We start from the raw sequence: 25757 nt of genomic DNA, 5'->3' as shown, positions 1-25757 counted from the left end.
ATCAGTAGACGCGCGCCTTGGGCGCGATCTTCTTGAGGTCGATGCCATCAGCGATGAGGTCGGTGTGGACCGGGCGGTAGTCGAGCTTGACGTCGCCTTCCTCGCTCACCCATGCCAGCGTGTGCTTGCGCCAGTTCTCGTCGTCACGGCCGGAGAACGGGCCACCCGTATAGTCCTCGCGGGCATGCGCGCCGCGGCTTTCCTTGCGGGCTTCGGCGCCGTAGACGGTGGTGATCGCGCAGGCCATCAGGTTCTGCAGCTCCAGCGTCTCGACGAGGTCGGAGTTCCAGATCATCGAGCGGTCGGTGACCTTGACGTCCGGCAGCTCCTTCCAGATTTCCGAAATCCGGCGGCAGCCTTCCTCCAGCGTTTCCTGGGTACGGAACACGGCGGCCTCTTCCTGCATGGCGCGCTGCATCTTGTCGCGCAGCACCGCCGTCGGCTGCGAACCCGAGGCGTGGCGGGTCTTGTCGAACCGCGCCATGATCCTGTCGCAGGCAGCAACGTTCAGCGCCGGGATCGGCGCCTCGCGGTCGATCACCTGGCCGGCACGGATCGCGGCGGCGCGGCCGAAGACCACTAGGTCGATCAGCGAGTTGGAGCCGAGACGGTTGGCGCCGTGCACAGAGGCACATCCCGCCTCGCCAACGGCCATCAGACCGGGCGAAAGCCGTTCCGGGTTGTCGCTGTCGGCGTTCAGCACTTCGCCGAAGTAATTCGTCGGAATGCCGCCCATATTGTAGTGGACGGTCGGCAGGACCGGGATCGGCTCGCGGGTTACATCGACGCCGGCGAAGATCTTGGCGCTCTCGGAGATGCCCGGAAGACGCTCATGCAGCACGGCCGGATCGAGATGGTCGAGATGCAGGAAGATGTGATCCTTGTTCTTGCCCACGCCGCGGCCTTCGCGGATTTCCATGGTCATGCAGCGCGAAACCACGTCGCGCGAGGCAAGATCCTTGGCGGACGGCGCATAGCGCTCCATGAAGCGCTCGCCCTCGGAGTTGACCAGATAGCCGCCCTCGCCGCGGGCGCCCTCGGTGATCAGGCAGCCTGCGCCGTAAATGCCGGTCGGGTGGAACTGCACGAATTCCATGTCCTGCAGCGGCAGGCCGGCGCGCGCGATCATGCCGGCGCCGTCGCCCGTGCAGGTATGCGCGGAGGTGGCGGAGAAATAGGCGCGACCGTAACCGCCGGTTGCCAGCACCACCATCTTGGCGGAGAAGCGGTGGATCGTGCCGTCATCGAGGTTCCAGGCAACGACGCCGGTGCAGACGCCGTCATCGCTCATGATCAGGTCGATCGCGAAATACTCGATGAAGAATTCGGCATTGTTCTTCAGCGACTGGCCGTAAAGCGTGTGCAGGATGGCGTGACCGGTACGGTCGGCAGCAGCACAGGTGCGCTGCACCGGCGGGCCTTCGCCGTAATTCTGCATATGGCCGCCGAACGGGCGCTGGTAGATCTTGCCTTCCTCGTTACGGGAGAACGGCACACCGTAATGCTCGAGCTCATAGACGGCCTGCGGGGCCTCCATGGCGAGATACTGCATGGCGTCGACATCGCCGAGCCAGTCGGAGCCCTTGACGGTATCGTAGAGATGCCACTGCCACGAGTCCGGCGTCATGTTCTGCAGCGAGGCGGCGATGCCGCCCTGGGCTGCAACGGTGTGCGAGCGGGTCGGGAACACCTTGGTGATGCAAGCGGTCTTGAAGCCCTGCTCGGCCATGCCGAGCGTGGCGCGCAGGCCCGAGCCGCCGGCGCCGACGACGATCACGTCATAGGCGTGGTCGACATATTCATAGGCCTTGCCATTGGCGGCGGGAGAAGAAGGATTAGCCATCAGAATGTCACCCTACAAACGCGATTTTCAGGATGGCGAACAGACAGAGTCCGCCGATCAGAACGGTAAAGAACGTATTGGCCATCAGGGCGCAGAGCTTCAGCACTTCGCCGTGGATGTAATCCTCGATGATTTCCTGCATGCCGATGCGCATGTGGACAAGGCCCGCAATCACCATCAGCCCCAGCAGAACGGCGATGAAGGGGTTGGCGAGGCTTGCCAGCATCTCTTCATGCGAGGCGCCGACATGGGAAATGACGAAGATGATGAACAGGATGAAGAGCGGCACGAGGGCGACCGCTGTCATGCGCTGCATCCAGAAATGATGGGTGCCCTCCTTGGAGGAACCGAGGCCGCGAACCTTTTTCAGCGGTGTGCGCATATCCATGGTGCTCTCCTTACCAGACCAGAAGACCGATGATCCAGAGAAGGACCGTGATGGCGACCGAAACGAAAGGCAGTGCGATTGCCATTTTCGTGGTGAAATGCTTGTCGAGCCCGTGACCGAGATCCCATGCGAAATGACGCAGACCGCCGAGCATGTGATGGACCAGCGCCCAGGTGTAGCCGAACAGGATCAGCAAACCGAGCCAGGAACCGAGGAACCAGCTGACGCAATCAAAGGCATCCTTGCCCATGGCGGCAGAGACCAGCCAGGCGGCAAGCAGGATGGTGCCGAAATACATCGCAGCGCCGGTGATGCGATGAATGATCGACATCGCCATGGTCGGGATGAACCGGTAAACTTGAAGATGCGGCGACAGGGGCCGGTTACTGGTCGGATTGGCCATCAAAACCTCACGGGGCGTTCATATGACGCGGCATGTGTGCGTTCGGCAGCGCGCGACCCATGGTCGAATTTTGCCGATGTTCCCCGGTGGTTTAGCCACCACGCACGACCGCGACAAGTCCATTCGCTCCCTCCGCTCCGATTTAATCGGTTTGACGGCGGCTGGATTGAAGAAGACCGATTGTCGGGCGCCGAAAATCGCATGCTTTTGTCAACAAGTCCATCCGGCGCGTGCAATTTCAATCAGTTAACTTGATCATTCAACTCATGTTTAGTGAGTCGCGCTCAACCGGAAAACTGCCAGACCACGGTGTGCTTGACCTCGCTGTCCTCCAGCACGCGGGTGACCGGAACCTGATATTCGGCAAGCTTCTGCAGCCGGTCGCGCGGGCAATAGGCGCGCCCCGGATCGCCCACCACGATGCGGATGCCTCCAGCTGCAAGAAAAGAGAACCAGGGCAGCAGAAGCCCGGCCCACTCGGCATCGTAGAATACATCGCCCGCCAGAAGCACGTCGCAATCCGGGACAGTATTCATCAGGTTGTCGCGGGTGATGGCGAGCGGAACGCCGTTCAGCTCCGCATTGATGGCGGCAGCGATAACAGCGAAGGGGTCGATATCGGCGGCAAGCACGGAAGCCGCGCCAGCCTTGGCCGCGGCAATTCCGACAAGCCCCGAACCGGTGGCGAAATCCACCACATGTTTGCCGGCGACCGTTTCCGGATGATCGAGCACGAACCGGGCAAGCCCCTGACCGCCCGCCCATGCAAAGGCCCAGAACGGCGGCGGAACGCCAATTTCCTCAAGCTCGCTTTCGGTCTTCACCCACAGGTCGTGCACCTCGCTTGCAAGCCTCAGCCGGATCTCCGGCACATGCGGCGGGCTGAGGATTTCGGTATTGTCGAGAATGAAGCGACGCGGATCCTTCATTGCCTACCCCGCAAGAGAAAGGCGCCCCACTCCAGCCTCTCAACGGACCGGCGTGAAGCGCCATCAAATCATTCATCGCATCACGGTCCGCACAGCGCAAAGGCCACTGCGGGGACGGAGCCTTCTCAGGCCCAGGGACGCTCGGCGGCAAGCTTCGTTTCATAGCTTGCGATATTGCCGCTCTTCTCAAGCGTGAGCGAGATATCGTCGAGACCGTTCAGCAGGCAGTGACGCTTGAAGTCATCGAGTTCGAAGGCGATCTTGCCGCCATCGGGGCCGGTGATTTCCCGCGTTTCCAGATCGACGGTCAGTACGGCGTTCGAACCGCGCTCAGCATCGTCCATCAGCTTTTCCAGCTCTTCCGGCGACACGACGATCGGCAGGATGCCGTTCTTGAAGCAGTTGTTGTAGAAGATGTCGGCGAAGCTGGTGGAGATCACGCAGCGGATGCCGAAATCGGCAAGTGCCCACGGCGCATGCTCGCGCGACGAGCCGCAGCCGAAATTGTCGCCTGCGACGAGGATCTTGGCGTCGCGGTAGGCGGGCTTGTTCAGAACGAAATCGGGGTTTTCCGTACCGTCCTCATTGTAGCGCGCCTCGGCGAACAGGCCGGAACCGAGACCGGTGCGCTTGATCGTCTTCAGGTAATCCTTGGGAATGATCATGTCGGTGTCGACATTGACCACCGGAAGCGGTGCGGCAACACCCGTCAGCTTGACAAATTTTTCCATAGGAAGTTCCTCGACGTGAATTTTGAGCTCGCCAACGCTCTATAGCGGATTGATGCAGCTTTCAACGGAAAACTGTACCTTTTGGTACGGACAAGGACAAAACAAAAGGCAGCCGAAAGGGCTGCCTGAAGAGCGATCTTGATGAAAGACGCACCGGCTTAAAGATCGATGATCTTTCCGCGGCCATCATCCCAAACGCGCATCCCATCATTGCGGCGCGCCTCACGGGTGCGAACCGGAACCGGTGCATGATTGAGCTTGAACGCCACCATGCGCGCGCAGGTAACAACGGCAAGCACGCCAATCAGCGCAAGTCCAATGGAGGCTGCAAAGACGGTCACGAAGGCCAATGCGGCCAGGCCGACAATTGCCATCAAAACGGAGCGGATGTTTTCCATCGTCAATTTCCTTTCACAGCTGATAACTTGGCGCGTCGTGGGCGGTTTCGCAAGAGGGACCGAACAATTTGTCTCATTGAATGCGGACGAAAACTCTGGAACACCTTGTTTCAAGCCAGTATTGAAATTAGTGAATCCCGAAATTGTCAGGAATATGTCCATGCCGGCCAACAGATTTTGGCGTTCACTGCTGAGTGTCCCCGCGATCAACCGAAGGGCGCTGGAAAAGGCGAAATCGCTTGCCGCAGACGCCATCATCTATGATCTCGAAGACGCCGTCGCCCCCGACCGGAAGGCAGAAGCACGCGAGAACCTGATACGCCTTTACGCCGATGATCGGCCGGCGGGCATCACCGCCATCAGAATCAATCCGCTCGACACCGCAGACGGGCGCGCAGACATGGAAGCGGCGATTGCCTGCCGGCCGGATGCCGTGGTGCTGCCCAAGGTCGGCACGATCGGCCACGTTTCGACTGCAGTGTCGCGTCTGGAGCAAGACGCTGCAGCCGGCGATATGAAGCTCTGGGCGATGATCGAAACCGCGGAAGGCGTTGTGAACGCCGCAGCCATTGCCGGCGCATTTTCGTCCGCCAGGGCCGGTGGAAGGCTGGAAGCCCTGATCGTCGGCGTCAACGACCTGCGCTCGGAAACCGGCGTCGCGCCCGCGGCGGGCCGCATCTACCTGGTCCCGTGGCTGATGCAAACGGTGCTTGCCGCCCGTGCCGGCGGCATTCAGGTCATCGACGGCGTCTACAATGATTTCGCCGACAGCGAGGGCTATGCTGCAGAATGCGCCGAGGGTGCCGCCATGGGCTTTGACGGCAAGATGCTGATCCACCCGAACCAGATCGCGCCCGCCAATCATCACTTCGGCCCCTCCGATGCAGCGCTTGCCGAGGCCCGCGCCATTGTCGCCGCCTTCTCAGCCCCCGGCGCTGAGAGGCTCAACGTCGTCAATCTCAACGGCCGCATGGTCGAACGCCTGCACCTGGAACAGGCCGAAGCCCTGCTCTTGAAATTCGCCACGCTTCAAACCAAGGAAAAAGACACATGAAACTCTACCGCTTTCTCACCGGTCCGGATGATTCATCCTTCTGCCATCGCGTCACCGATGCCCTGAACAAGGGCTGGGCCCTGCACGGCTCGCCCTCGCTGGTGTTCGACCCCAATCTCGGCAAGACCTATTGCGGGCAGGCCGTGACCAAGGAGGTCGAGGGCAAGGACTATGATCCGTCGATCAAGCTCGGCGAGCAGTAGGCCGCTTTACGGCACTGTCGCGACAAGCCGCTCGACGGTCTCTCGGACAAGTCCTGCATCGCACGGATCGATGCCGGTCTGATCTTCATTTTCAACGGCTGCAAACAGATACGCGCCGTCGAAATGGCAATCGAAGAGGGCTTCGTTGATCGCACCAAATCGTGCTGCAATGTCGCCTGCTGACGGAGAGCGCAGGACGCCCTTGCGGAGAGCCTCGAGGCAGAGAAGTTGACGTTTGAGCCTAAGATTGCGCGCGTCGACTTCGAGCGTTCCCGGCATGAAGTAGGGAATGGCCCGGTTGACGGCGAGCATGGCTTCAGCCTGAAGGCGTTTGAGCGCCGGATTGCACGGCACCTCGCTGTAGTCGAGCGCCTCGGGATCAACGCCGGCCCCGAGCGCCGCAAGAAAGTCCGTGCGGATATCCCGCCCGATGAAGCGCTCCCGGTCATAGATCCTGAAATGACAGGACGCAGCGCCGAAGACTGCGCTCCAGTTGTCGGCAATGGCTTTGAAATCATAATAATAGTTGGCGGGCCTGGCGTCTTCGCGCAGGAAATCGTCGAGCTCCAGCATGCAGTCGCGCAGAAGCTCTGTGGTGTAGCGGGACGTCGCCATGCTGCTCTGCTCGCGGAAATAGCAGATCACATCGATCTCCGTGCAGAAACCGGACAGGAAATCCGCCAACCGCGCAATATCCCCGCGCCGCGAGAGACGGCTGTGCAGAAATTCGGACGTGATCAGCAGGACGTCATAACTGGCGGCGGCGCGGCGGAACTCTTGCGAGATCGCTTCCTCGAAATTCCTGAAGAAATGCGCCTTGTCGGCAAGCGTGAAAAGCCCGGCTCCGCGCGCCCAATCATCGATCTCGCTCTGAAAGAATTCGCTGATGTAGAAATTGTTCTTGTTGCCGAGCCGTGTGCTGAGATGAACGCCCTGCCGGTGCAAAGCTTCGCGGTTGCGATAAAGCCACTCCTGCAGAAGCGTCGTGCCCGTCTTCTCCGTACCGATGTGCAGAACGCATCGCACCGGCACTGCCCTCCTGCGCGGCTTGCCGAACCTCATAAGAAGGCTCGATATCACAACCCAGGATCGTCTGGAATATTACCCGTCAGGCTTTTACCGCCAAGCGGCCACCGCATGCGTGCCGAAGGCTCAGATGGCCTGAAACGGGCGCAGCAGATAGCCGTCCGGATCACGCACCCAGATCTGGCGCTGGCATCTGTCGCCCTCGGGCGTCCGGTAGCACCGGGTCTCGGGGCCGAGCGCGATCGGCCACCCGGCGTCTTCAAGCCGGCGCATGATCGCATCGAGGTCATCGACCTCGAGCTGAAAGTTGATCCCGCCGCCGAGCCTGCCGGACGCATCGTCACCGCTGCGCCCCAGTCCGATCGTATCGAGCATCAGTTGCGCCTGTCCGCATTCGAGAAAGGCGAAGCCCTCTTCCGGCCGGTCGTAGGCGACCCTAAAGCCGATCAGGCCGACATAGAATTCGAGGCTTGCCCCGAGGTCCCTCACCCCGAGTTCGGGAATGAGGGCGTTGAACCTCACTTGCGACCCCAGAGGATCTTGAACCGGGCATTGCGGTATTCCTCGCCGCTTGCCTTGCAGTTTTCGGAAAGCACCGGCTCATAGGTCAGCCCGCGATTGGCAACCAGCAGCACGCGCCCGCCTGGCTTCAGCGCGTCGCAGGCCGCCTTCACCAGCGCCTTGCCGAGCGACGCCTCGGTCGCCTTGCCGATGTGGAAGGGCGGGTTCATGATGATGAGGTCGTAGCGGTTCTTGACCTTCTCGCCGGCGAGATCGTGCCAGAAATAGCGATAGAGCCCGTCTTCGCCGCCGAGATTGACCTTGGCGCGTGCGAGCGCCCGGTAATCCGCCTCATAGAGATCGATGCCCTCGGCGCGCGGCGCGCGTTCAGCAAGCATTGCAGAGAGATAGCCCCAGCCCGCGCCGAAATCCGCCGCAAGGCCCGAGAAATCCTCCGGCAGACGTTCGCCCAGAATGCGCGATCCCTCGTCGATCCGGTCATGCGAGAACAGCCCCGGCACGGTGGTGAACCGGCCGTCGATCTCCACGGTGGGATGCGACAGCTTCGCAGCCGCCTCCGCAATATCGTCGGGTCGGGTGAACCACACGGCAACGCCATGATATTTCGGCATGGATTGAAGATCGGAGAAGATATGTCCAAGCCGCTTCCTCAGCGACTGGATCCCCTCCTCCTTGGTGCCGGCGATCACGATGTACCCGCCGGGCACGGTCTTTTCCAGCGCCTCGACGATGCGGTTTTCATTCTCGCCGCGATGCTTGGTGGTGAGCATCAGTGTCAGGTCGTAAGGCCCCTCGCCCGCCTCCGGGGTCACCGACTGACGCGCGCGCTCGAGGCCGACAAAATCCGGGCGGAAAGGCTGCACCGCCTCGATCGCCGCGCGGAAACCTTCCGGCACGCGGTAGCCGGGCTCAGCGCCCAGGAACAGGCAGCGCCCGCCTTCGGGCATAGCGATGGTACCGCTTTCGAAGGGATGGAAGATTGTTTTCAGCGTTTCGCGGGCCATGATCTCACCTGTCGGAAAAAAGGCGTGAGCAAAGCCTGCTCACGCCCTGGATATTACGTCTTGGAACTGACGCCGCCTTATTCGGCAGCGTCGTTCTTGGAGCCGCGCTCGATTTCCTTGCCGGTCTCCTGGTCGACGACCTTCATCGACAGCTTGACCTTGCCGCGCTCATCGAAGCCGATGAGCTTGACCCAGACCTTGTCGCCTTCCTTGACCACGTCAGTGGTCTTGGCAACGCGTTCCGAAGCAAGCTGCGAGATGTGGACCAGACCGTCACGCGGGCCGAAGAAGTTGACGAAGGCGCCGAAGTCGGCGGTCTTGACGACCGTGCCTTCGTAGATCGCGTTCAGTTCCGGCTCGTCGACGATCGAGTGGATCCACTTCTTGGCGGCTTCGATTTCCTTGCCGGAAGACGAAGCGATCTTGATCGTGCCATCGTCCTCGATGTTGATCTTGGCGCCGGTCTTTTCGACGATCTCGCGGATGACCTTGCCGCCCGAACCGATAACGTCGCGGATCTTGTCGACGGCAATCGTCATCATCTCGATGCGCGGTGCGTATTCGCCGAGCTGCTCGCGGCCTTCGGTGATGGCCTTGGACATTTCGCCGAGGATGTGCTTGCGGCCGCCCTGGGCCTGGCCGAGCGCAACCTTCATGATCTCTTCGGTGATACCGGCGATCTTGATGTCCATCTGCAGCGAGGTGATGCCTTCGGCGGTACCGGCAACCTTGAAGTCCATGTCGCCGAGGTGGTCCTCGTCACCGAGAATGTCGGAGAGAACCGCGAAACGGTCGCCTTCGAGGATCAGGCCCATGGCGATACCGGCAACCGGCTTAGCGAGCGGAACGCCCGCATCCATCAGCGCCAGCGAGGTACCGCAAACGGTGGCCATCGAGGACGAACCGTTGGATTCGGTGATCTCGGAGACGATGCGCAGCGTGTAGGGGAACTGCTCGACGGAGGGCAGCATCGGACGGATCGCGCGCCATGCGAGCTTGCCGTGGCCGATTTCGCGACGGCCCGGGGAACCCATGCGACCGGTTTCACCGACCGAATAGGGCGGGAAGTTATAATGCAGCAGGAAGCGTTCCTTGTACATGCCGGTCAGCGCATCGACATACTGCTCGTCTTCGCCGGTGCCGAGCGTGGCAACGACCAGCGCCTGGGTTTCGCCGCGGGTAAACAGCGCCGAACCATGGGTACGCGGCAAGATGCCGACTTCCGAGACGATCGGGCGGACGGTCTCGAGATCGCGGCCGTCGATGCGGCTCTTGGTGTCGAGAATGTTCCAGCGCACGATCTTGGCCTGGAGATGCTTGAATACGGCGCCGATTTCTTCGGCGGTGTACTTGGCTTCCTCGCCTTCAGCCGGCGTGTAGCGCTCCTTCACCTTCGCCTTGGCGGCGTCGACGGCGGCGTAGCGGGCAGCCTTCTCGGTGATCTTGTAGGCATCGCGCAGCTCGCCTTCGATGAAGGACAGCATGTCGGATTCAAGCGCGGAATGATCTTCCGGTTCGAATTCGCGCGGCTCCTTGGCGGCAACTTCGGCAAGCTTGATGATCGCGTCGATTACCGGCTGGAAGCCCTTGTGACCGAACATGACGGCGCCGAGCATGACCTCTTCGTCGAGTTCCTTGGCTTCCGATTCGACCATCAGAACAGCATCGCCCGTGCCGGCGACAACGAGGTCGAGCGCGGTTTCAGGCATTTCGTCGATATGCGGGTTCAGCACATATTCGCCGTTGATGTATCCGACGCGCGCGCCGGCGATCGGGCCCATGAAGGGAACGCCGGAAAGCGTCAGCGCGGCCGAGGTCGCGACCATCGCCAGAACGTCCGGGTTGTTCTCGAGGTCGTGCTGGAGAACGGTGACGACCACCTGGGTGTCGTTCTTGTAGCCTTCCGGGAACAGCGGGCGGATCGGACGGTCGATCAGACGGGAAACGAGAGTCTCGTTTTCGCTCGGACGGCCTTCGCGCTTGAAATAGCCGCCGGGGATCTTGCCGGCAGCAAAGGTCTTTTCCTGGTAGTTGACGGTAAGCGGGAAGAAATCCTGTCCCGGCTTCGGCGTCTTGGCGGAGACGACGGTGGCGAGAACCGTGGTTTCGCCGTAGGAGGCCAGAACCGCGCCATCAGCCTGACGGGCAACCTTGCCGGTCTCGAGCTTGAGTGTGCGGCCGGCCCACTCGATTTCCACTTTGTGGGTGTTGAACATGTCTTGTCCTCTAACAAATGCTGCAGCCCCGCCCTTCCCTTTGAAAGGGAAGTCGAAGCCACGGCGTCACGTTTCATCTGACGCGTCACGGGCAAGACAGCGCGCTGCTTCCGGAATGCGAAGCAACCTGCAATCCTGCCCCATGACAGGTCCGTTTCAGCATGCAGCGCCGGACGTTCCGGGGCTGCCTTTTCGGGTTATCCGCCTGCCACGGCGGAAAACCGGCGCTTTGCAGCGCAAATGGAAACGGCGGACGTGTAAGACGCCCGCCGGATAAAGCTTAGCGGCGAATGCCCAGACGACCGATGAGGGTCGTGTAACGGCTTTCGTCAACGCGCTTCAGATAGTCAAGCAGCGAACGGCGGGTCGAAACCAGCGTCAGCAGACCACGGCGGGAGTGGTTGTCCTTCTTGTGGCCCTTGAAGTGCTCGGTCAGGTTGGTGATCCGCTCGGTGAGAATGGCAACCTGAACTTCCGGCGAACCGGTGTCGCCTTCCTTCGTTGCGTATTCCTTGATCAGCTCTGCCTTGCGTTCAGCAGTAATCGACATCGGTCATCCTTTCTTGAGAAATGAGGGTGTTTAAGTCGCCCGGGCCGGGATGTCGTCCAGCAAGGGCCATCTAAGCGCATCTGTTTCAATGCTGGCGCCCGTATAAGGCAAATGGCGGTAAATGTCGAGCGTTGTTCGATACCCCCCGGTTCAGCCTCTTTTGCCCATGCCCGTCACATCGGAAAGAAGAAGGCGATCGCGAGAACGGACGTGATGCCGACGATGATGTTCATCGGAATTCCCATCTTCAGGAAGTCGGAGAACTGGTAATTGCCTGCGCCGTAGACCAGCGTGTTGGTCTGGTAGCCGATCGGCGTGGCAAAGCTGGCGCTGGCGGCAAACATCACGGCCACTACAAACGGCCTCGGATCAAGCCCGAGCTGGTTGGCTAGGGTGATCACGATCGGCGTATAGATCACGGCAACCGCATTGTTGGTCACGGTCTCGGTCAGGATCGAACCGACGAAATAAACCGCCAGCAGCATCATGAAGGGCGAAAGGCTTCCAAGCCAGGGCTTCAGCGCATTGACGACCAGTTCGACCGCACCGCTGTTTTCCAGCCCCGCCCCGACGATCAGCATCGAGAAGATCAGGATCAGGATCGACCCGTCGATGGTCTGCCAGGCCTCATCGCCATCGATGCAGCGCAGCGCAAGAATGACCGCAACGCCGAGCAGGGCGAGAATGCCGATCGGCATGACATTGAAGGCTGCAAGCGCCACGATGCCGACAAGCGCCAGAATGGCGATCGGCGCCTGCCTGCGCCGGAAAGCCCGCCCGGCAGGCTCGGTGACCGACACCACGTCGCCGACGCGCGACAGCTCGTCAAAGCCTTCGGACGTGCCTTCGAGCAGCAGCTTGTCGGCAGGGCGGAGCTTGACGTTTGCCAGATCGGGACCAGCGACATGACTGGCGCGGTTGGCGCCCAGGACGCGCATGCCCGCGCGCCTGCCAAGCGCCAGGTCGGCAATCCGCACGCCGACGCTTCTGCGCGATGGCGCCACGATCACTTCCGCAACCTTCGGCTCATCCCCTTCGGAAAGCTCCATCGAACGCCGGAGACCGACGCGAAGCCCTGCCTCTTCCTCGAAGGTCAGCAGTTCCGACGTAGCGGCAATCAGGATGACGACATCGCCTTGCGCCAGAACGCGTTCATCGAGCCCGCTTCTTTCAATCGTCTGCCCGCGCCTGATACCGGTCACGCGGATGCCGGAGCGCTGGAAGCCGCCAATCTCCGAAAGCGGTTTGCCGATGCCGGAATAGTCGGCAAGGATGGTCACCTCCGAAAGATAGGGCGTCTCCTCGTCGGCGACATTCTGGCCGGATTCGCGATGCGGTAGGAGGAATTTGCCCAGCACGAACACCGAAACCCCGCCGACGATGGCGGAGATGATGCCGACCGGCGCGATCTCGAAGATTGAGAAGGCCTCCAGCCCGCCCTGCTGCGCGACGCCGCTCACCAGAATGTTCGTCGATGTGCCGATGAGCGTGCAGGTGCCACCGAGGATCGCGGTATAGGACAGCGGAATGAGCAAACGCGTGGGCGCCATGTTGAGGCTTGCGGCAAGGCGGATGACAACCGGTATCAGCACCAGAACCACAGGCGTGCTGTTCATGAAGGCCGAGGCCGCCGCCGCAATCACGATGAAGATCGCGATCGCCAGAATGGGATGAGACTTCGCCCGACCGATGATGAAAGCCGCCAGCGCATCCAGCACGCCGGTGCGCAGGAGCGCGCCCGACACCACGAACATGGCGCCGATCGTGATCGGAGCGGAGTTGGAGAACACCGCCATCACCTCATCGGACGAGACGAGGCCGAGCACGATGAACAGGGCCGCACCGATGACGGCGGTGACATCCGGGGGATATTTTTCGATTGTAAAGGCAACAAAGAGCAGCGCCAGTAGCGCCAATGCGACCACCGCCGGGTCAAGTCCGATGAATTCAATCATCTTTTTCCATTCCGCTGGACAGGAAAGCGCCAGCCATCATTCTGCGTTTGCGTGCTCCGGCCATAAGGGGGAAGGCGACACGCCGCGACGCTCTGACGAACGCCACTATCGCCCATATCTAGCGGCGGGATTCCGATTTTCCATATTCGCCGAAACATGAAATGCACGGTGTTTCAAACATCGCGACGGATGAAGGTTCCCGGCTGAAAGGAAAGGCGTTTCCAGGTTTTCACATGGGCATAGAACCCTTTGGCAGGGGCGAAAAGCCCGCAGCCAACCGATCAAGCCAGACAGCCTCATGAAAACCGGTGGTGATCCCGACGCGATTCGAACGCGTGACCCTCAGATTAGGAATTCGGCACGAAGTCGTTGATCCATAACGAGTTATTGCGGATTAATGGTTCGCGGACAGCCACTTGCGCGACATCATCGTCGATGTACGCTGATCCATAAAGGTCTCCGTACGGTGCTCCACACAGTGCTCAGGAGAAGACGAAAATGGCTGTCATCAATCTCACTGAGGCCCGGATCAGGGACCTCGAACTCGGCTCTGGCATCTGGCGCGACGAACAGATCAAGGGCCTGATGGTCGTCTGCCACGCCACCACCAAGACCTACGCCGTCCAGGGCGATGTTCGCAGGAATGGTCGGCATGTTCGAACCGTGCGGGTCAAGATCGATCGCGTGGACCGGATCGGCCTGCGCGAGGCCCGAAACCGGGCCAAGGCGATCATGTCTCAAATCCAGTCCGGCGTTGATCCTACGGCGGGTCCGGAAGAAAGCGGCGTCACGGTCGCCAAGGCCCTTGAAATCCATCTCGGCGAAAAGCCTTTCCGGGAAGCGACGGAGGGAAGCTATCGCTACCATGTCGATCACTATCTCGCCCGCTATCGCAACCGGGCCGTGGCCGATCTCGGCCGCTCCGAGGTGCGCGATATCTACGACCGGCTTCGTGAGAAGAGTGGGCAGACGACCGCGAGCGGCGTCATGCGTACATTGCGCGCCGTCATCAACACGGCGATGCGGATGGATGAGTCTATCACGTCCAATCCGGTTTCCGTCCTTCGCATTCCTATGCCGAAGCGGCGCGAGGTTGACAGTCTTGATCTTTCGGCGTGGTGGCGGGCGAGCGAGAGCCTGTCACCCATTCGGCGTGACCTGCACCGCGCCATGCTTCTGACCGGGGCCCGAAGGTCGTCAATCCTTCAGGTTCGCCGCGCCGACATCGACCTCGACAAGAATGTGCTGACCTTCGACCATATGAAGACCGGAGGCCGTATGCTTTTTCCGATGGGGACTTGGCTCGCCGGCATGATCCGGGATCGGCTTGCCGAGGACGAACCCTTAAATAACGCTTGGCTTTGGCCCTCGCCGTTGAGCAGTAGCGGCCATGTGACGGAACCGAAGGAGGAGAGCGCTGACCTGCCGAGCCCGCACGAATACCGCCACCATGCCCGCACGCTCTTCATTGCATCCGGCGTGCCTTATGCCGAAAGCGCCCTGCTTCTCGGCCAGCGGCTACCCGGCGCTTCTGGCGGGTACGTCCATGCCGAACATCTCGTCGAGCACCTGCGGCCACATGCGCAAGCTCTTGAGAACAAGGTTCTCGCCGGTTGCCGTCCGGCCTTGAAGGCAATTGAACAGACAGGGGGCCGTAATGCCGCGTGAAGCAGCAACCTTGGACCCCACAAGCCCGTGGCTGGATACGGCAGCGGCCGCCCGGTATCTCGGAAAGGCGCCGGGCACACTGAAAGGCTGGCGATCAAAAGGCGAAGGGCCGGTCTTTCATGTCGTGAGCCGACAGTTTATCCGCTACCACATCGATGATCTCGACGCCTTTGTACGGGGCGCAATGCAAAAAAACTTCCGGCGAAAAATCCGACTGTTGATAAATCAACGACTTAGGCACGACTAATAATGATCCTCATCGATCCTGATCGGTGATTATTAGACGACGCGCGCTTTTCGAGGAGCCGATAAGGCGAAGCGCGTGACCGGGGCGATCCCGGTCCTCCTCAGACAGAAAATCAATGTCTGAAACCAGTCGGCAAAGTGCCGGCTCAACGGAGGTCATTGCCATGTCGGCAACTCTCACCAAGAATGACATCGAGGACGCGATGCGCCGCGTTCTCGATACTCACTCCCGCAGTCCCTGGTACGATACCGAAGCGGCAGCGGTCTATCTCTCCTCGACACCCGGCACCTTGCGCTCCTGGCGCGGCAGCGGCGCCGGGCCGCGTTACCACGTCTTTCACGGCAAGACGGTTCGCTACAACGTCGCCGACCTCGACGCCTTCATTCGCGGGGAGGACGGTCGATGAGCACGCTCATGGAAAATGAAGAAGGGCGCGCCGAGGGGATCGGCGCGCCCGCAGGAGCGTTGGAGAAGACCGTCGCGTTCGAATTCGACAAGGATGAGGATACCGCTGCCAAGGCGTCGGACACGCCATCGAAGCACGATCCCGATTCGCTTGATGCTCACGCTTCTGCCGGTCACGACCTGATCCCGATCAACGGCAAAGCGCCTGCTGAGAAGGGTTGGCGTCGTGCCTCGCCTCTGTCTCTCGACAGGGCCAAGGCCAGGATGGCGCAGGGCGGCAATATCGGCGTTCACCTGCGCGGCACCGACCTCGTTGTCGATGTCGATCCTCGCAACTTTGCGGCGGGCGACGATCCGCTCGCTCGGCTGAAGGCGGATTTTGGTCTACCCGAGGCACCTTTCGTCAGGACCGGTGGCGGCGGATTGCATCTCTATCTGCGCAAGTCGGCCAATGCCGAGATCATCAATGGCCTGCCGAATTATGCGGGGATCGAGTTCAAGTCGTTCGGCCGTCAGCTCGTCGCGGCAGGCTCGATCCATCCCGACACCGGAAAGCCGTACGGCCTCGATGATGATCCGCTTGCTCTGTCGCTCTCGGAAGCGCCCGAGGCTCCTACGGCCTTCCTGGACGCGATTGCGAAGCGTTCCGTCGAGCTGTCGGCCGATACGCACGGCGAGATTACACCGGAGCAGTTGGAACGGCTTCTCTCCAGGCTGGACGCCACGGCCTATAACAGCCGTCACGACGATTGGCTTGCGATCATGATGGCGAGCCATCGCGGCACCGGCGGCGCCGGCATGGACGAGTTCGTCGCCTGGTCGATGTCGGACACGGCCTATGCCGGCGACGAGGCAGACATTCGAAGGCGGTGGGCATCGTTCAAGCCGAGGCCCGGCGGCGTCACTCTCGGCAGTTTGCTGAAGGCACTGTCAGACGCGGGGCACGGCGCCTTCATCGAGGAGGTTTTGCGGGCGCCTGCCGACGAGGACTTTCCCGACGACATCGGCGATGCACCTCGGGCTGAACCGAAGGAGCGGAAGCGGCGCACGCTTCGTATGACCGGCGTTTGGGACGAATGGGTCTGGGTCGTCGAGCCTTACCAGTTTGTCCGGCGCTCGGACACGCGCAAGTATCGCACCGAGCAGTGGAAGTCGGTTCATGCTAATCTCAAGCCCGATGGCGACGTGCTCAACGCGATCTGGAAGGGCAACTTGCCGATGCGCAAGTTCGAGACCTTGGTCTATCTGCCGGAGGCGGACGAATTTCCCGATGGCGAGAACGGTGGTCGCTACAACATCTGGCGGAAGTCTGGCGTCGAGCCAAAGGCGGGCGACGTGTCGGTCTTCCTCGATCATATGGCGCATCTCTTTCCCGATGAGGGAGACCGCAACCATGTGCTCGACTATTTGGCGCTGCTCGTCCAGCGGCCTGCCGAAAAGATCCATTTCGCGCTGCTGATCCGCGGCGTGCAGGGGACCGGCAAGAGCTGGATCGGCAATCTGATGGAGGCGATCGTCGGATCGCGCAACACCGTGCGGCCGTCGAACGACGAGGTCACGTCGCGCTGGACGGCATGGATGGAGGGCGCGCAGCTCACGGTCATCGAGGAATTGATGACGCTCGGGCGGCGGGAGGTTGCGAACCGGCTAAAGCCGGCAATCACCGACCCGACGCTTCGGATCGAGGAGAAGAACTGCTCCATCTATTCGATCCCGAACTGCTTGAACTTCCTCTGCTTCACCAACCATGACGACGCTGCCGATCGAGCACGGTGACCGGCGTTGGTTGGTGGTCTTCTCGCCTGCGGTCAAGCGGGACGAAGACTACTACCGGCGATTGTTCGGCTATCTCGCCGAGGGCGGCGCGGCGTTCGTCAAGCACTGGCTGCTTGAAAGGCGCGTGTCGCTCAATCCTCATGGCATTGCACCGGCGACGGTCGGCAAGGAGGCGATGCGGCGGCTCGGCATGGGAGACACCGAGTCCTACCTGCTCGACCTTTTCGAAGCCGGCGAACAGCCCTTCGATTTCGACCTGGTGCGCGTGGACGATCTGGTCGATGCGGTGCCTACGGCATTGCGCGGACGCTCGAACTTGCGCGCCCGCGTGTCGAAGGTCCTGAAGGGCGAACTCGGCGCTGTCGAGCACACCCGATACACCAAGGGGGACGGCAAGCGGCCGGCGTTTCATCTGTGGTCGGTGCGCAATCACGACCATTGGCGGGACGTCGGAGCGGCGGGACGGATCGATGCATATCTGGCGTTTCGCACGCTCGAAGGGCATGATCTTGCGCCTTTGCGGTAGACCGGCGGACAATCGGTGGACCGGCACGCTTGTCCACCGATTGTCGCAGCAAATTCAGCGCTTTGAGTATCTGGTAGACCGGTAGACGAGCAATTTATCGATTTCAGCAGAATGGACTACGGCGGCGAATGAAGGGGCGGAAGGGGATCGCCGCGGCGGCTCGGCACCGATCGTTTTAGAACTCGAACCGAGCGAAACCTTTGTCTACCGGTCTACCATCATGCTTGGCGCGTCCAACCGTAGATCGACCGGAAGGCTTCAATCTCTCCATTCTCGTCGGGATACAGGCATTCTCGTCTCTGCCGTGCGCCACGGCTTCGCCCCTCGGATGCCTCTGACGACCGACTTTCCGTTCTTGTCCAAGGCCTCAAAGGTCCCGGAATCGATATTGCGATACTGGCCAGTTTGGTCGAATGCCCATTCAAAGCTAACTGTGTCGCCTTGAAACGACCATTTCTTGGCTCCGCAAGCCAAAAAGGAATACTTTTCACCGGCGATAGTCAGTACATGCTGGTGCCACGCCTTCGTATTTCCGCCACGGCTTGGTGGTCGGCTTTTGTCTTTGAGATATGCGCCGTAATGTTCGACAGTTGCGTTTTCTATTCGCATGGTGCCCCCGATCTGGGATTAAACTATAGGAAACAGACGCCACCTTGCCTAGGCGAATTTCGCGCAGACCCCGTAGTCCTCGCGCGTGAGACCCAGGCAGTCAGCCGGGCGGAAGGCGGCGGCGCGAGGCACCAAGGCGTGGCCGTTGGTGGCTTCCACGACATCGGCGCGGGGGTCGGACAGGCTGGAAATCGTCAAAGCCGCCAGGGCCTGCCGAGAGGGCCACAACCTCAGACCCTTGAATTGATGATCGGGCGCTTCATGCCTGGAAGGTGAGTCGGAACAAGGGCATGGCTGATGACGCCCCCCAAAACACCGGACCAGGCACCGGCAACGCCCTCCGGGCACAAACAACCGACTTCCCGTGGAGATGGCGGCGGCGTCCTGGGATATCCATGTGCCTCGTGGGCGCCTTTCGTGGAAAGGAGACCAGGTGGTAGATTTCCCAAATTTATGCGAGGTCGTTTGCTGGCTCCCCGCAATCTCCGCACATCGCATTGTCGCGCAGATCACGCGAGGAGTTGCGCCATGTCGGACAGGTCTTTGGAAAAGCGGGAGGTGCGCCGCCCCGAGAAAGACCGGCGGTGGTCGCCGGCCATAGAGGCGAAGGTGCTGGACATTGTCGCAAGGACCGGCTCGCCCAAGATGGCGGCGGAACAGATCGGCATCTCGGTTGCCACTATCCACGACCATAGGCGACGCGATGCCGAGTTCGGTTCAAGGTATGGCGCCGCCATTGACACAGCTTTCCATCAGGTGCTGAGCAAGGCGTTCGAGCGCTCCATGGCGGATGTCGAGCCTTCGGATCGCCTGATCGAGGTGTTGCTCAAGTTCCGATGGCCCGAACGCCTCAACGGCTTTCTGGCCTTTACGGCGGAAGGCGGTTCGGCCGCTACGGCGCCAGCCGGACTTGATCCCCGTGTCATCGCCAGAATGGATCCGGCAGATCGTGCCGCGCTGATAGAATTGCTGGGGCGCTATCTCACGGCCGAGACGGAGGCGAAGGCCAATGGCGCACTCATCCCGATCAACTGAGAACATACAACGGATGTTACGCGACCTGATGGCCGCGGAAGCTTTGGCGACATCGCTTGCCTCCACAGCGCCGCTCGCCATCGCGGCGGCAGGCGGTGCGCATCAGCTTGTCGCCGGTCACGGCCAGCCGACCGGCGCTTGGTTCTGGTTGATCACGCCAATGTCGGACGCCTTGTGGGTGGCGATGGCCGAGGAAAACCAGACTAGGCACAGGGGGAATTTGGGCGAATAGCAAACGTTGGTGGTCTCAGCGGGGAATTTTTTCCAGTCTCAACGTCGAGGGGCAAATTGGGCCTCTGGCAAGAATGGAGCGGTGAGCATGGCAAACAGGACCAGCAAGGATAGCGCATGGCGGAACGGGTTCGAACGAACAGATTCTGGTAGCGATGAGTATTTCGAGATGAAGGTCGGCCAGTTTTTGCGGTCAAGGCCGAAGGACGAAAATTCAAGTCTCTTTACGAAGTCGACGATGCGCGAGGACAGGCAGAAGGCCAACTATGCGAACACGCTTCACGGAGAAATAAAAAAAGCTTTGAACAAATTCGACGATAGAGATGGAAATCGGGACGACGCCTACGAGATCCTGCTGTCACTCGTTAGCGAAAGAGCCTTCAAGAAATATGCTTTGAACCGTTTTCATCTGATCGATCCGCTAAATCCGCCGACTGTTGGCTCCGAGCAGAAGTAATCTGCTGCATCCTGATCGTGTCCGGGCGGCCGATGGGTCGTCCGTACCGCGATGGCGGTGACAACACGACGGCTGAGTCCGCGCCTGTCTGCTCCCCGGATCGTCGCGTGACGTGACGCGAAGGGAGATGAACATGGCGGTCAATAAAGTGGCCCTTGCGAACCGTTGGATGTCCGTGACGGATGTCATCGACCGATTGCGCCGGGCCCGAGAAAATCGTGAGCAACAATCAAAGCTGCTCGAAGGACTTGAAGGACGAGCGAAGCAGCGCCGCGATGAAGTGGAGCGCTCGCTCGCCGATCTTCCCCACAACCAGCGCAGTCAGGTTGTTGCCCGCGCAGTCAACGGCTTCCGCTCCGAACTCAAGCGCCAGTCGCTGGACAGCCGTGTGGCCTACCTTAAGACGGTTGGCGCCTTGCGCGAGGACGTGGACTCGGCCCGCGCCCATTACCGAAGCCCCGTACAGATGCTTGCCCGCGAAGGTCTCGGCTCGGAGCACCGCAGCCGCCTGCTTCACCAGATCGAGAAGTCCGGCCAAATCGAACTGGCATCGCTTGCGGCCGTGGCGGCATCGACGGGAGACAAGGAACTGGGGGCCGCACTTCTCACCCGCAATTCCAGCCTGCCGGTTAACGAACGAGCCTTCTCGTCACAGGAACTGGCGGATGCGCTCGTCGGTGACGAATGGCGCAAGGTCAACCAGGCGATTGCCGAGGTCGATCGGATTGCCGTCGAGGCGGTCCACGCTGACAGCTCTTTCGAGACCGGCAAGCCGAATACCACCCGCGCCGTGAACATCGCCCTCATGCGACGCGACGAGCAGGCGATAGGCGCCGACCTCACCGACCTCGAAGACGAAGACGTGGACGAAACACAAGAGGACTGATCATGGACACTTTCGCATTCTACCCCGCCCGTGAGGAGCAGCGCCGCGCTGACGGGCTCAATTTCGCCGTCGCGGTCGGCGCGTCTGCCTCCGCAGCTCGTGTCGTTGCCGAGACTTTGCTCGGAGAGCCGAACGCGCTCGTCGGCTGGTCGTCGATCGATCTCACCTCGGCGCCCGCCACCTTCGTCACCGGACTGCCGGTCGGGGCGCGGGCGCAGTCGACCTGGCCGAACCTTGACCGGGGCGGCTCGTTCATGCGCGGAACCTGACCATGGCTATTCCGCGCAAGGCCTATCGGGAAAAGCTCAGGTGGCTGCTGGCCGGAAGGCCGGTCATCCAGGTCCGGGACCTTTGGGTCGAAGCCGGTCTTGACCGAAACTGCTATGCCGGCACGCCGCTGGAAAGCTACCATCACGCACGGTTGATAGAGGCAGGCTATCGGCCTGTCTCGCTGCCGGTACTGTCGGGCACGCATCATACATTCGTGCTTGTTCGTAGCCCATGCACTTCGCACAGTTTCGCGAGCGCGATCGATCCGGGCTTTCTGCCTTATCTGGAAGACGGCGATCCGCTGATGGCGCTCCTTGTCTACCGGGCACAAAAGGAAAGTGGCCATGGTCGGACTTGACGACTTCGCCAACCGCATGAACCGCATTTCGATCGAGGTCGAACGCGGTGTCGATCGAGCTGTGAAGGACTGCGCAGTTGCCGTCACCAGCACCGTAATCAATGCCACGCCGGTCGATACCGGCAGGGCTCGTTCGAACTGGACAGCCGAGCTGGATCAGGCGTTTCAAAAGCTGTTTCCCGCTCATGTTCCAGGCGAGAAGGGCAGCACGGCATCGGCCAATGCCGGAATTGCCATCGAGAAGGCTGAAGCCGTGATCGAGCAATTCGACATCGGCAAAAACCGGTCGATTCACATCTCCAACAGCTTGCCCTATATCGGGGCGCTCAATGACGGTCATTCGAAGCAGGCGCCTGCAGATTTTGTGAAGCTGGCCATCATGGATGGTCTGGCTACAGTCCGAAACGCTAAAATCCTGAAGGACTGAAGGCAGTCACTTCTTTATCGGTGTCAGCAGTGCCGCAGGGGTAGTCTTCAGTCGTTCTGCCAGCCTAGCGATCAGCGTCAGCGACGGATTACGCTTGGCTCTCTCAATCCCTGAAATATAGGTTCGATCGATTTCCGTCTCCAGGGCAAGCGCCTCCTGTGAGAGGTCCAGTTCCTTTCGGGCCTGTTTCACATTTTCCGCCAAGATTCGCTTGTAATCATCCATACCACTATGCAAGGGGCATGTCGACTAATCGTCTACGGACTTATCGTCACATTTTTGGTTTGCAAATGAAGATGATGACGATAATCTACAAGAATGATGATTTTTCAGACGGTTCTAGAAAAACTTTATTGGGCATTTTCGGTCTGGTACATGGTCGCGATTGTTTGCGGACTGTCGATAGTGCTCATGGAACGCCGTGATCGGCACCGGGAGCCAACCGATGAAGAAGTCTTGCAGGCTGCACAATGGTATCGCGAGTGGTACGGGAACGAAGCTTCATCTGTTGTGGGTGACCACATGCTCGGTGCTAGTTTTGCGCCAGATGGGCGACACCGGCGTTTTCTTAAGCGAGTTTCAGCGGTATTAGTTTCTAGCGAGAAGTAATCTGGGCACTTTCTGTTTTGTTCGCATCTAAAATAGGTGTCTCTCATCAAATGCGGAACGAAATACAACGGTTATCCGAGACCGAATAATTCTCAAAATTATATATGGTAGCGGGAGCGTAGCAAAGTTGTATCTCGGGTCGTTCGCGCACAGCCAAAGCTGCCCCGATCGTAGAGATTTTTGAGTTCATTGGGGCTACTATTAAATTGAATTCACTGTAGCTTTCAGCATCCTGCAAAATCAAATCTCGCACATTGTATGCATCCGCAGGCGAAAACTCAAATTGATCTGCACGAGGGTAACTTCCGAGCAAACGCTCGAATTTTTGTCGGTTGATCTTATGATGGTCTTTGTTGAGGCCATCGGTTCCATACCCAAGCTGAAGGCTCGCCGGCTCATATACGTTTATAAGGCTACTGGCTCGATTGACCTCAAATCCAACGAGCACGAGGAGACGATTTCTGCGCGATGGTAGCAGCTTGCCGGGATAGCCCAATACCGACCGGACGTCCTTGATACCTCTGGAAAGCCACTTCTGCAGATCAGGAGTTCCTGGGTCATATTCTTTAGCAGGGCAATAAACATATTGTATGTCCTCGAAATCACCTGGAAATATGTGTTCTAATAGCGAGAAAAGGATGAGTAGAGTTTCGTGCGTCATGCATGATGTGTCTACACAAACACGGGATGCCGAATCAGGCTTAAAATCAAATATTTGCTTGCTAATTTGATCAGCTGTTCTGATAGCAATATCTTTTGTAATTTCTAAGATATTAGCTTTGCCAAAAAAATGATTTTCTATCCGTCGCGCATTTTCATTTCCGGCGCCGGAGACGTTTTTGTTTTTAAGTATTACTGTTCTGGAAACAGATTCAGCTTTAATGTGAGTGGGGATGCTTAGGCACCGTTCTTCATAACTTGCTGCGCATATGAAAAGGTCTATCTTTTCTGAAAAAAAATTCTGAATCTCGTCTAGCGGGGAACTGAGGCTTTTGAACGTCCTATTGTTCATCAAAAAGCCCTCCCTGAGCTGACTCAGACATCACCTCATCGAAACCCTTTATGTTGACCTCACTAACCAGTCGGTTTGGCTGGTATAATGCCCTTTTTATTTTGCCATTCGTGACAAACTTGTATCCGGCAAAGCTGGTCGGGTCCAATTTAAAGGAAGGTGCGAGCGCACGGGTCATAATATACAGTTCAGATCGTCCTGTGCCTTCTTTGTTGCCTATAGAGGATCTATGCAAATAACCCTGCTTCACTCCGAGCCGAAGGATGCGACTGACCTCTTCGTCGGGGCCATTGGAAAATGCAATGCTGAACACTCGCCTCTCTGAAGCGTCAGACATCAAAATGGTTCGAAACATTCCACCAAGAGCAAAGATCAGATTCTTTAATTTTTTGGGATCGTCCAAACGGTCATTTTCTATGCCGGCTTCAATTTCCTTTTTGTTGTATTCATCCTGCAGTTTCCTGATTCCATCAAATAAGAGCCAATCCGAATAATACTCGGCCACTTGATCCTGGATTGAGTGGGGTATGAATTCAATTCTTTGATTGTTGTTTTTGGCGATAGCCTCGGCGAACATTTGAGAAGAAAGTTCCAAGAGATGACGCACTACTCCCGACGATAGATGAACAAGCTGGTCAAATCCGGCGTAACTATACGTTGACCCACTTTTTCGGCCACCTTGCGAAAGGGAACGAATATAGTTTGGGCGCGCGTATCTGATTGCGTCATCATTGGGACGAAAGCCCTTTCCCTCCTTTTCCCACCTAGCAATCAGATCAGCAGCTATTGCCTTAATTCGCTCTTCTTGCTTCTCATTCTCAGGGAAAAACTGGTGCGGTGTTCCAGTTAAATTAAATTTATGCAGACGCCTCTGAATAATTTCAGTCGCGCGCTTTTTATAGTTGTCACTTCGCGTTGTATATTTATCAGATATATTAAATTCAGAATAATCATGAGGTGCATCTATTCGTTGCCCTCCAACTGCTTTGTAGGATTTATATTCACCTTCTTGGACGGAAATTTTAAAGCACAAATAACCTGTGGTGCGGCGAGCCACCCAGGAGTTTAGTATCATCGCCTGTTCTTCATTTAGGTTGTCAGCATCATCAATCAAAAGGAACAAGGGGCCCTTGGGCATAAAGGAGAGGTTAAGCAAGGCTCGTACGAGGGGGGAAAGAAAATCTGTGAAGCCAAACAGAGGTCCGTCGTATGGAACAACACCGGCGGCAAAGGTAATGCGCCTCGTGTAGCTATTTAGCTCGGAAAATATCTCGTCGAAAATTGCGATAATTCTATCAATTGTTTCCGCGATGGTCGGAGCAGGTTGGATAGCTGGTTCCAGTGTTCCAAACCCTGATCGGATCAGCAGTGATCTCAGCGTCTCGTCGCAGAATTTATTAAACTCCAAATCGGCCACTTTATCATTATTTGGAAGCGGCGCTCGAGCCTTAAGCGAGACAAATATTTTAGTCGCAATATGGAGAACAAGCGCATGTTCGTTTAGGACGATAGCGGCGTGTTTGGTTTCTTGGAGCCTGAATAATTCAGGTAAATTAAGGTCCGTCTCCTTAATTGGGATGTAAGCGGCATAAAAACCAAGATCTTTTAGTGGCAATTCGTGCCGCTGGCACTGGCAATCAGGTTCCAGAAACCGGAAGTACATGCTTTTTCCGGCTCCACGCGGACCCGAAATAAATGTATGTCCAGCTTTTTCAACCTGCAGATAGTCGCTGTCAGACTGGACGAACAAGTCAGACATGTCAGAAGTCGACAGGTTTTCAGGCGTCTGCACATCAAACGGGTTGTGAGTCATGCGGGTACCTGCGAAACTTCTGACGCTGCCTTGGCAAAAATTGCACCATTAAATTGCCTTCCGGAGCCGTCCCAAGATACTAGGCGGTAGACTCATAATGCTTAAGCCAGATGCGTGCTGAGAAGAGCTTTATGGCTGCAAGGTAGTTGTCAGCGCGCTTGTCGTAGCGCGTAGCGATGCCTCGCGCTTCTTTGAGGCGGTTGAAA

General features: G+C 58.8%; 29 protein-coding genes and 1 pseudogene. 14 read left to right on the top strand and 16 right to left on the bottom strand.

What is annotated here, in order from left to right; genetic code table 11:
• Position 1: 1 nt before the first annotated feature.
• The 6 genes from sdhA to HPQ62_RS21025 all read right to left on the bottom strand — a co-directional run bounded on the left by sdhA (position 2) and on the right by HPQ62_RS21025 (position 4854).
• Positions 2–1843: a succinate dehydrogenase flavoprotein subunit gene (sdhA, locus tag HPQ62_RS05280; RefSeq protein ID WP_174801486.1), complete on the bottom strand. Its 1842-nt coding sequence runs from the start codon at positions 1841–1843 to the stop codon at positions 2–4.
• A gap of 7 nt (positions 1844–1850) precedes the next feature.
• The gene (sdhD, locus tag HPQ62_RS05275) at positions 1851–2231 is read right to left on the bottom strand and encodes a succinate dehydrogenase, hydrophobic membrane anchor protein (RefSeq protein ID WP_174801485.1); all 381 of its coding nucleotides are present in this window, start codon (positions 2229–2231) and stop codon (positions 1851–1853) included.
• A gap of 10 nt (positions 2232–2241) precedes the next feature.
• Complete coding sequence (gene sdhC / locus HPQ62_RS05270; RefSeq protein ID WP_174801484.1) at positions 2242–2634, bottom strand: succinate dehydrogenase, cytochrome b556 subunit; 393 nt, start codon at positions 2632–2634, stop codon at positions 2242–2244.
• 284 nt (positions 2635–2918) lie between these two features.
• Positions 2919–3563 (bottom strand): class I SAM-dependent methyltransferase, encoded by a 645-nt coding sequence (locus HPQ62_RS05265; RefSeq protein WP_174801483.1) that lies wholly within the window; start codon positions 3561–3563, stop codon positions 2919–2921.
• A gap of 125 nt (positions 3564–3688) precedes the next feature.
• Complete coding sequence (gene leuD, locus HPQ62_RS05260; protein WP_174801482.1) at positions 3689–4294, bottom strand: 3-isopropylmalate dehydratase small subunit; 606 nt, start codon at positions 4292–4294, stop codon at positions 3689–3691.
• Between the two features lie 158 nt (positions 4295–4452).
• Positions 4453–4854: a hypothetical protein gene (locus tag HPQ62_RS21025; RefSeq protein WP_244629574.1), complete on the bottom strand. Its 402-nt coding sequence runs from the start codon at positions 4852–4854 to the stop codon at positions 4453–4455.
• Here HPQ62_RS21025 and HPQ62_RS05250 point away from each other — a divergent pair.
• Both HPQ62_RS05250 and HPQ62_RS05245 read left to right on the top strand, forming a co-directional pair.
• Positions 4847–5746, top strand: coding sequence for an HpcH/HpaI aldolase/citrate lyase family protein (locus HPQ62_RS05250; RefSeq protein WP_174801481.1), 900 nt, complete (start codon positions 4847–4849; stop codon positions 5744–5746). The two genes, HPQ62_RS21025 and HPQ62_RS05250, sit on opposite strands and share 8 nt — an antisense overlap.
• A complete protein-coding gene (locus HPQ62_RS05245) occupies positions 5743–5949 on the top strand; it encodes a DUF1737 domain-containing protein (RefSeq protein ID WP_174801480.1) in 207 nt (68 codons plus the stop codon). The genes HPQ62_RS05250 and HPQ62_RS05245 overlap by 4 nt, the downstream gene beginning before the upstream one ends.
• A 6-nt stretch (positions 5950–5955) precedes the next feature.
• On the opposite strand, the gene HPQ62_RS05240 is transcribed toward HPQ62_RS05245, so the two are convergent.
• From HPQ62_RS05240 to HPQ62_RS05215, 6 genes are all read right to left on the bottom strand, one after another.
• A complete protein-coding gene (locus tag HPQ62_RS05240) occupies positions 5956–6975 on the bottom strand; it encodes a hypothetical protein (protein WP_174801479.1) in 1020 nt (339 codons plus the stop codon).
• Between the two features lie 126 nt (positions 6976–7101).
• Positions 7102–7497, bottom strand: coding sequence for a VOC family protein (locus HPQ62_RS05235; RefSeq protein WP_174801478.1), 396 nt, complete (start codon positions 7495–7497; stop codon positions 7102–7104).
• Entirely contained in the window at positions 7494–8501 is a 1008-nt protein-coding gene (locus HPQ62_RS05230; protein ID WP_174801477.1) for a class I SAM-dependent methyltransferase, read from the bottom strand. The genes HPQ62_RS05235 and HPQ62_RS05230 overlap by 4 nt, the downstream gene beginning before the upstream one ends.
• Positions 8502–8578: 77 nt before the next feature.
• Entirely contained in the window at positions 8579–10717 is a 2139-nt protein-coding gene (gene pnp / locus HPQ62_RS05225; RefSeq protein WP_174801476.1) for a polyribonucleotide nucleotidyltransferase, read from the bottom strand.
• A gap of 280 nt (positions 10718–10997) precedes the next feature.
• Positions 10998–11267: a 30S ribosomal protein S15 gene (gene rpsO / locus HPQ62_RS05220; protein WP_174801475.1), complete on the bottom strand. Its 270-nt coding sequence runs from the start codon at positions 11265–11267 to the stop codon at positions 10998–11000.
• A 173-nt stretch (positions 11268–11440) separates the two neighbouring features.
• Entirely contained in the window at positions 11441–13222 is a 1782-nt protein-coding gene (locus tag HPQ62_RS05215; protein WP_174801474.1) for an SLC13 family permease, read from the bottom strand.
• Between the two features lie 498 nt (positions 13223–13720).
• Here HPQ62_RS05215 and HPQ62_RS05210 point away from each other — a divergent pair, with 498 nt between their 5' ends.
• The 12 genes from HPQ62_RS05210 (at position 13721) to HPQ62_RS05155 (ending at position 22117) form a co-directional block, all read left to right on the top strand.
• The gene (locus tag HPQ62_RS05210; RefSeq protein ID WP_174801473.1) at positions 13721–14890 is read left to right on the top strand and encodes a tyrosine-type recombinase/integrase; all 1170 of its coding nucleotides are present in this window, start codon (positions 13721–13723) and stop codon (positions 14888–14890) included.
• A complete protein-coding gene (locus HPQ62_RS05205) occupies positions 14880–15137 on the top strand; it encodes a helix-turn-helix domain-containing protein (RefSeq protein ID WP_174801472.1) in 258 nt (85 codons plus the stop codon). Before HPQ62_RS05210 ends, HPQ62_RS05205 begins: the two co-directional genes overlap by 11 nt.
• A gap of 163 nt (positions 15138–15300) precedes the next feature.
• Complete coding sequence (locus tag HPQ62_RS05200) at positions 15301–15543, top strand: helix-turn-helix domain-containing protein (protein ID WP_174801471.1); 243 nt, start codon at positions 15301–15303, stop codon at positions 15541–15543.
• Positions 15540–17318, top strand: a complete 1779-nt coding sequence (locus HPQ62_RS05195) for a DUF5906 domain-containing protein (protein ID WP_174801470.1) — start codon at positions 15540–15542, stop codon at positions 17316–17318. Before HPQ62_RS05200 ends, HPQ62_RS05195 begins: the two co-directional genes overlap by 4 nt.
• Positions 17290–17844, top strand: coding sequence for a hypothetical protein (locus HPQ62_RS05190; protein ID WP_174801469.1), 555 nt, complete (start codon positions 17290–17292; stop codon positions 17842–17844). Before HPQ62_RS05195 ends, HPQ62_RS05190 begins: the two co-directional genes overlap by 29 nt.
• Before the next feature lie 1137 nt (positions 17845–18981).
• On the top strand, positions 18982–19488 hold the full coding sequence (locus HPQ62_RS05185; protein ID WP_174801468.1) for a hypothetical protein: 507 nt from the start codon (positions 18982–18984) through the stop codon (positions 19486–19488).
• A gap of 13 nt (positions 19489–19501) precedes the next feature.
• On the top strand, positions 19502–19720 hold the full coding sequence (locus tag HPQ62_RS05180; protein WP_174801467.1) for a hypothetical protein: 219 nt from the start codon (positions 19502–19504) through the stop codon (positions 19718–19720).
• Positions 19721–19807: 87 nt separating this feature from the next.
• The gene (locus HPQ62_RS05175) at positions 19808–20176 is read left to right on the top strand and encodes a hypothetical protein (RefSeq protein ID WP_174801466.1); all 369 of its coding nucleotides are present in this window, start codon (positions 19808–19810) and stop codon (positions 20174–20176) included.
• A 133-nt stretch (positions 20177–20309) separates the two neighbouring features.
• Complete coding sequence (locus HPQ62_RS05170; RefSeq protein ID WP_174801465.1) at positions 20310–21062, top strand: hypothetical protein; 753 nt, start codon at positions 20310–20312, stop codon at positions 21060–21062.
• A gap of 2 nt (positions 21063–21064) precedes the next feature.
• Positions 21065–21331, top strand: a complete 267-nt coding sequence (locus HPQ62_RS05165; RefSeq protein ID WP_174801464.1) for a hypothetical protein — start codon at positions 21065–21067, stop codon at positions 21329–21331.
• Positions 21332–21333: 2 nt separating this feature from the next.
• The gene (locus HPQ62_RS05160; RefSeq protein ID WP_174801463.1) at positions 21334–21690 is read left to right on the top strand and encodes a hypothetical protein; all 357 of its coding nucleotides are present in this window, start codon (positions 21334–21336) and stop codon (positions 21688–21690) included.
• Entirely contained in the window at positions 21677–22117 is a 441-nt protein-coding gene (locus tag HPQ62_RS05155) for an HK97 gp10 family phage protein (protein ID WP_174801462.1), read from the top strand. Before HPQ62_RS05160 ends, HPQ62_RS05155 begins: the two co-directional genes overlap by 14 nt.
• 6 nt (positions 22118–22123) lie before the next feature.
• Here HPQ62_RS05155 and HPQ62_RS05150 read toward each other — a convergent pair whose 3' ends face one another.
• The 4 genes and pseudogenes from HPQ62_RS05150 to HPQ62_RS05130 all read right to left on the bottom strand — a co-directional run.
• Positions 22124–22342 (bottom strand): helix-turn-helix domain-containing protein, encoded by a 219-nt coding sequence (locus HPQ62_RS05150; RefSeq protein WP_174801461.1) that lies wholly within the window; start codon positions 22340–22342, stop codon positions 22124–22126.
• 430 nt (positions 22343–22772) lie between these two features.
• The gene (locus HPQ62_RS05140; protein WP_174801459.1) at positions 22773–23738 is read right to left on the bottom strand and encodes a hypothetical protein; all 966 of its coding nucleotides are present in this window, start codon (positions 23736–23738) and stop codon (positions 22773–22775) included.
• On the bottom strand, positions 23728–25551 hold the full coding sequence (locus HPQ62_RS05135; protein ID WP_174801458.1) for an ORC-CDC6 family AAA ATPase: 1824 nt from the start codon (positions 25549–25551) through the stop codon (positions 23728–23730). Before HPQ62_RS05135 ends, HPQ62_RS05140 begins: the two co-directional genes overlap by 11 nt.
• A gap of 79 nt (positions 25552–25630) precedes the next feature.
• Positions 25631–25757 (bottom strand): annotated as a pseudogene (locus HPQ62_RS05130) (IS5/IS1182 family transposase); the annotation flags it as partial.

Origin of the sequence: Martelella limonii (assembly GCF_013344475.1) — a bacterium.
Classification (GTDB): Bacteria; Pseudomonadota; Alphaproteobacteria; order Rhizobiales; family Rhizobiaceae; genus Martelella; species Martelella limonii.
This window is presented reverse-complemented; position numbering and strand designations above follow the sequence as displayed.